General features: G+C 65.1%; 4 protein-coding genes. All 4 read left to right on the top strand.

What is annotated here, in order from left to right:
* Positions 1 to 442: 442 nt before the first annotated feature.
* The 4 genes from QM618_RS00020 to QM618_RS00005 all read left to right on the top strand — a co-directional run bounded on the left by QM618_RS00020 (position 443) and on the right by QM618_RS00005 (position 4,706).
* A complete protein-coding gene (locus QM618_RS00020) occupies positions 443 to 2,506 on the top strand; it encodes a putative bifunctional diguanylate cyclase/phosphodiesterase (RefSeq protein ID WP_428092974.1) in 2,064 nt (687 codons plus the stop codon).
* 9 nt (positions 2,507 to 2,515) lie between these two features.
* Positions 2,516 to 3,073: a DUF5317 domain-containing protein gene (locus tag QM618_RS00015; RefSeq protein ID WP_428092970.1), complete on the top strand. Its 558-nt coding sequence runs from the start codon at positions 2,516 to 2,518 to the stop codon at positions 3,071 to 3,073.
* A gap of 489 nt (positions 3,074 to 3,562) precedes the next feature.
* Positions 3,563 to 3,829, top strand: a complete 267-nt coding sequence (locus tag QM618_RS00010; RefSeq protein ID WP_428092967.1) for a hypothetical protein — start codon at positions 3,563 to 3,565, stop codon at positions 3,827 to 3,829.
* A gap of 73 nt (positions 3,830 to 3,902) precedes the next feature.
* Positions 3,903 to 4,706, top strand: coding sequence for a hypothetical protein (locus QM618_RS00005; RefSeq protein WP_428092964.1), 804 nt, complete (start codon positions 3,903 to 3,905; stop codon positions 4,704 to 4,706).
* The last annotated feature ends 143 nt before the right edge of the window (positions 4,707 to 4,849 follow it).

Raw genomic sequence — 4,849 nt, 5'->3', positions numbered from 1 at the left:
CTCGCCAACTCGAAGGTCGTGCGCGTTGCGGCTTCCGCGACCACCCTCGTTGCCGTTGCCACCATCGCTGGTGCCGGCTGGAAGTGGTACTAGGCCGCACGCCTAGACCGCACCCGAATCAACAACCCAACTGAACTTCACTCACGTAAGGAATCTGTCATGGACAAGTGGACCATTCTCGCCAACTCGAAGGTCGTGCGCGTTGCGGCTTCCGCGACCACCCTCGTTGCCGTTGCCACCATCGCTGGTGCCGGCTGGAAGTGGTACTAGGCCAAACCCAACTTGGGGGGCCGCCGTGACTAATTGCACGGCGAGCATGCATTCGTGACTAGCCAGAAGGAACCATCATGGACAAGTGGACCATCCTGATCAACAGCAAGACCGCGAGGATCACCGCCTCAGCAACGACACTGGTGGCGGTAGCCACGATCGTCGGCGCCGGGTGGAAGTGGTACTAGACCCCCAACCCGGAGAGCAGCAGACCACGGTGCGACGCCGTCCGTCGGCGTCGCGCCTTGACGCGTACGTAGCTGGCGTCAGCACCCTCGGCGTCATCGCCCTCGCGGCGATCCTGGCGCTGACCGATTGGTCTGGCCTGCTCCACGACATTCCGCTGTGGCCCACGCTGATACTCGCCGCCGCGGCGATCTTTGGCGAGCTGAGACCCATCGTCTTGCCGCGCGCGGGAGGTGCCACGAGGTCGCTGTCGACCTCTGCACCATTCGTCCTTGCCCTCGTGGGCGTGGCCGGTCTCACCGTTGCGGTGCTGGTGCAGGTAGCGGCGAGCCTTACCGATGACCTGCTCCAGCGTCGGGCACTTAAGAAGTCTCTTTTTAACACCGCCCAGTACACGCTGAGCGTGGCCAGCGCGGGCCTCGTCTACGCGCTGCTCACGAACTCCGCGCCACTGTCGGCGCCGATGGCGGTGGAACCGCGAGACATCGGGGCCCTCATGGTGGGCGGCCTGGTGATGTTCGGCGTGAACTGGGTGCTCGTTGCCGGCATCGTGTCGCGGCTCACGGAGCAGCGGCTCTTCACGGTGTTGCGCAGCGATTCGCGGGACTTCTTCGTCACCAACTTGGTGTTGCTGAGCATCGGTGGCATTGCGGCGCTGATCGCGGCCGAAGGCGCGTGGGCGCTGATCTTGTTGGCCGCGCCGGCGATCGCGGCTCACCTGTTCACGCAGTCCGCCGCGCGGCACGCCTATGACGCCACACACGACCAGCTCACGGGACTTGGCAACCGCTCGCAGCTGCACTACGAAATCGTGAGGGGCCTGGCGAACGCACAACGCACCAAGAGCGATGGCCCTGGCCTGGTGCTGCTGGACCTGGATCACTTCAAGGACATTAACGACACCCTTGGGCACCCGTTTGGTGACCTGATCCTGCGGAAAGTCGCGGAGGAGCTCACCGCCGCCGCGCCAGACAACGCCACCGTGCATCGCCTTGGCGGCGACGAGTTTGCGGTGGTGGTGATGGGGGACATGCTCGACAGCGCCACGGCAGCCCGCAACCTGTTGGGTGCTCTCGAGACTCCCGTACACATCGAGGGCCTCGAACTGCTTGTGCGCGCCAGTGCGGGCGTGGCTGTGGCGCCGCACCACGGCACCGACTCCGACACCTTGATGAAGAACGTGGATATCGCGCTGTATCACGCCAAGTTGGAGCGCGACCGCATCAGCATGTACTCCTCGGAGTTCGACATCAACACTCTTGAGCGCCTGCAGCTGCTCGCGGACCTCCGCACCGCCATCCACTCCAACGAGCTCCATGTGGTCTATCAGCCGCAACTGGACCTCAGCGACGGCAGCCTGGTTGGCGTGGAGGCCCTGGTGCGCTGGAGCCACCCACGCCGCGGCGAGGTGACCGCGGAAGACTTCATTGCTCTCGCGGAGAGCTCCGGTCTAGTGGTGCAGCTCACCGCCTACGTCATGAACCAGGCACTCGCCCAACTCGCGGACTGGCGCGCTCAAGGCTACGAACTCCGCATGGCGGTGAACCTCTCCGCGCGGCTGCTCTCAGACCTTGCCCTCCCGGAGCAGGTGCGTCACGCCCTGCTGCGCCACGAGGTTCCCGCGAGCTCCCTCGTACTTGAGGTCACGGAGACCGGCATCCTTGCCGACGCCGTGCGGGCGGACACCGTGGTGCACGCCCTGCGCGCGCTCGGCGTCGCCATCGCGATCGACGACTACGGCACGGGCAACGCCTCCCTCAACTACCTCAAGCGCCTCGAAATCGACGAGCTCAAGATTGACCGCTCGTTCGTGAGCAACATTGGCACGGAGAGTCACGACCTCATCATCGTGCGCTCCACGATTTCGCTCGCGCGGGCCCTTGGCCTGCGCGTGGTGGCAGAAGGCATCGAGGACGAGGCAACCGCAGCCTCGCTCAGGGCGCTCGGCTGCCCCATTGGTCAAGGTTTCCACCTTGGCATCCCGGTTCCCGCCGCCGAGATCACCGAGCTGCTCGCTGGAGCACGGCGCGCGGGCGCCCAGCCCTCGTAGGCCCGCCTGATGCTCGTTCTGGTCGCGTGCGTGCTCGCGCTCCTGTCCCCGTTGGTGGCCGGCCGCTGGCCAGCAAGCCTTCTTCTCAACCGCTGGAAGTGGCCGCTGCTGATTTGGGCCACCCTGATCTTCCAGACGCTCGTGCTGGTGCTGCCCATGCCGCACGGCCTCGCCGCCGTGCTACACGTGGCGTCGTACGCGGCAGCCATTTGGTTCCTGTGGCTCAATCGCCACTTCCCCGGCGTCTGGTTTGTGGGCGCTGGCGCCTTCTCGAATGGCGTCGTGATCGCGCTCAACGGCGGCACCCTCCCGGCATCGGCCGACGCTGTGGCTAGGGCTGGCATTGACCACGGCACCGAGTTTGCTAACTCTGCAGTGCTCGAGAACCCCACCCTCTTGTGGCTCGGCGACGTTTTCGCGTGGCCGGCACCCCTACCGCTCGCGAACACGTTCAGTGTTGGCGACGTGCTCATTGTGGTGGGCGCCGTTGTGGCGGCGTGGAGTGGATCCAGGCGGATCGGCGCGCGGGACGAGGCTCCGGCGGAGGGCCAAACTGAGAGCGGATGACGGTGTCTGATCTCAGGACATCGTTCACCCATGTCTCAAGACATCGTTCACCCCTTGACTGTGTCGCATGGGTCAACGGGGACGCGACGAGGTCGCGGTGCGCACTACCTGCGCGCTGTGAGTGCCTGAGTGTCGGATTTTGCCCGGCGCACAGCACTTACGCACTCAGAGGAAACAGAAGCCCCCGATATTCGGCCGAGTGAACGATGTCTTGAGACATCCCAAGAGAGCGGATGACGGGAATCGAACCCGCGCTATCAGCTTGGGAATCCAGTTCACGCATGGTTTCCCGCTCCTGGTAGATGGTGGCCACATCGCCAACTACCAGGCATGACGTTACCACGGGGCGCGCCAAGGCGCGCCACGTTGGGCCATGTTGGGACGTGAGTTATTCCACGTTGTTCCACGGAATCGCGTTTGCGGGCCTGCGCGGGCGGCCTCGATCGGTGCCACGATGAGTCTCGGGGGAAGGCATCGAAAGGGGCGGTAATGGCGCACAAGGCGGCGGGTGGAACCGGCGAGTGGGACGAGCTAGGCGAGACGCGCGGAGGGAGGCACTTTGGCCGGTGGTGGGCCTCTCAGCGCAGCACACTCACCGACGAGGGCGTCGAGGTCGGTGTGCACTTCATCGGGCACGACGGCCGGTACGCGGTCGAGTTTGACGGCATAGATGCGGCGCGCGAGTTCGCTAGCCAACTCGCGGCGGCGATTGAGTACGCCGAACGCGAATTGACTGGGGCGACACCGCGCGTATAGCCGCGCCCCCGACGTAAGCCGGTCAACGCAAGTCGCTCGGCCGGAGTCGCCTATGGAGCACTAGCCTGAACGGGTGGATGAACTCATCAGCCCGGCGGTGGTTCGCACCTTGCGATTGGTCTACCTCGCGAGCGAAGAGGGCGTGCCCGTGACGGCGAGCCAGATCGATGCGTTCGCCGACGCGGCGCCCCCCCAATTGCGCTCCGCGTTGAGTGGCCGCCAATCGTTGCTCCAGATTTGGGAGTTCCAGCCGAAACACCAACCCAGCGTGTCCGACTATCTCACCCGCGTCGGCTTCATCTCGCCGGTCGCGGGGTACAGCAGTCACGTCTACGAACTCAGCCGCCTCGGTCGGGCGGTAGTGCAAGCGGCCGGGACCTCAAGCGAACCGACCAGCGAGGACCTATTCGAGATTGTCATGCGCCCAGACAGCGCACTCGATTACGCGCATTTCGTTGAGGAGGTCGCGAAGCTGTCGGGGGTCCTGGTGATCGATCGCTACGCGGCGGTGCCCAACATCATCGAGCTAGCGGCCCTGATCGGTGTCGACCAGATTTTGACCGGCGGCAAGACCTCCGCCGACAAGTCGGCGGCCGACCGTCGCACCAAGGCCCAGATAGGCCTAGCCAAGGTTGGAGAGGCCGCCGAAGTCCGCATACTGGAGCAGAAGGCCGGGCGAATTCATGATCGGCTCGTGTTGCCCAAAGAGGGCCGTGGCCTCCTGCTCGGGGGCAGCCTTGGGGGCATGGCCGTCAACACCGTCGTGAGCATGTCGCCCGAGATGACCAAAGCCCTTCGGGCCCTGCACGAAGTGCATTGGGAGGAGGCACAACCGATTCGGCCAGCCGAGTCTTCGTCCGAAGATGCTACGGACTAGCGCTGCTGGCGAGGTTGTTGAGTGCGGTGGCGATGAGGTGGTCGCGGGTGAGGGATGCGTGTTGGTAGAGGTTGGCGGCGCGGGCGGTGGAGTGGCCGATGCGGCGTTGGAGTTCTGCGGGGGTGGCTCCTGCTTGGGCGGCT

Source organism: Demequina sp., assembly GCF_049841215.1.
GTDB lineage: Bacteria > Actinomycetota > Actinomycetes > Actinomycetales > Demequinaceae > Demequina.
This window is presented reverse-complemented; position numbering and strand designations above follow the sequence as displayed.

What these genes read in the sequence shown, in the direction of transcription:
- QM618_RS00015 (WP_428092970.1), top strand. Translation starts at nt 2,516, where the DNA reads ATGCTCGTTCTGGTCGCGTGCGTGCTCGCGCTCCTGTCCCCGTTGGTG.
- QM618_RS00010 (WP_428092967.1), top strand. Translation starts at nt 3,563, where the DNA reads ATGGCGCACAAGGCGGCGGGTGGAACCGGCGAGTGGGACGAGCTAGGC.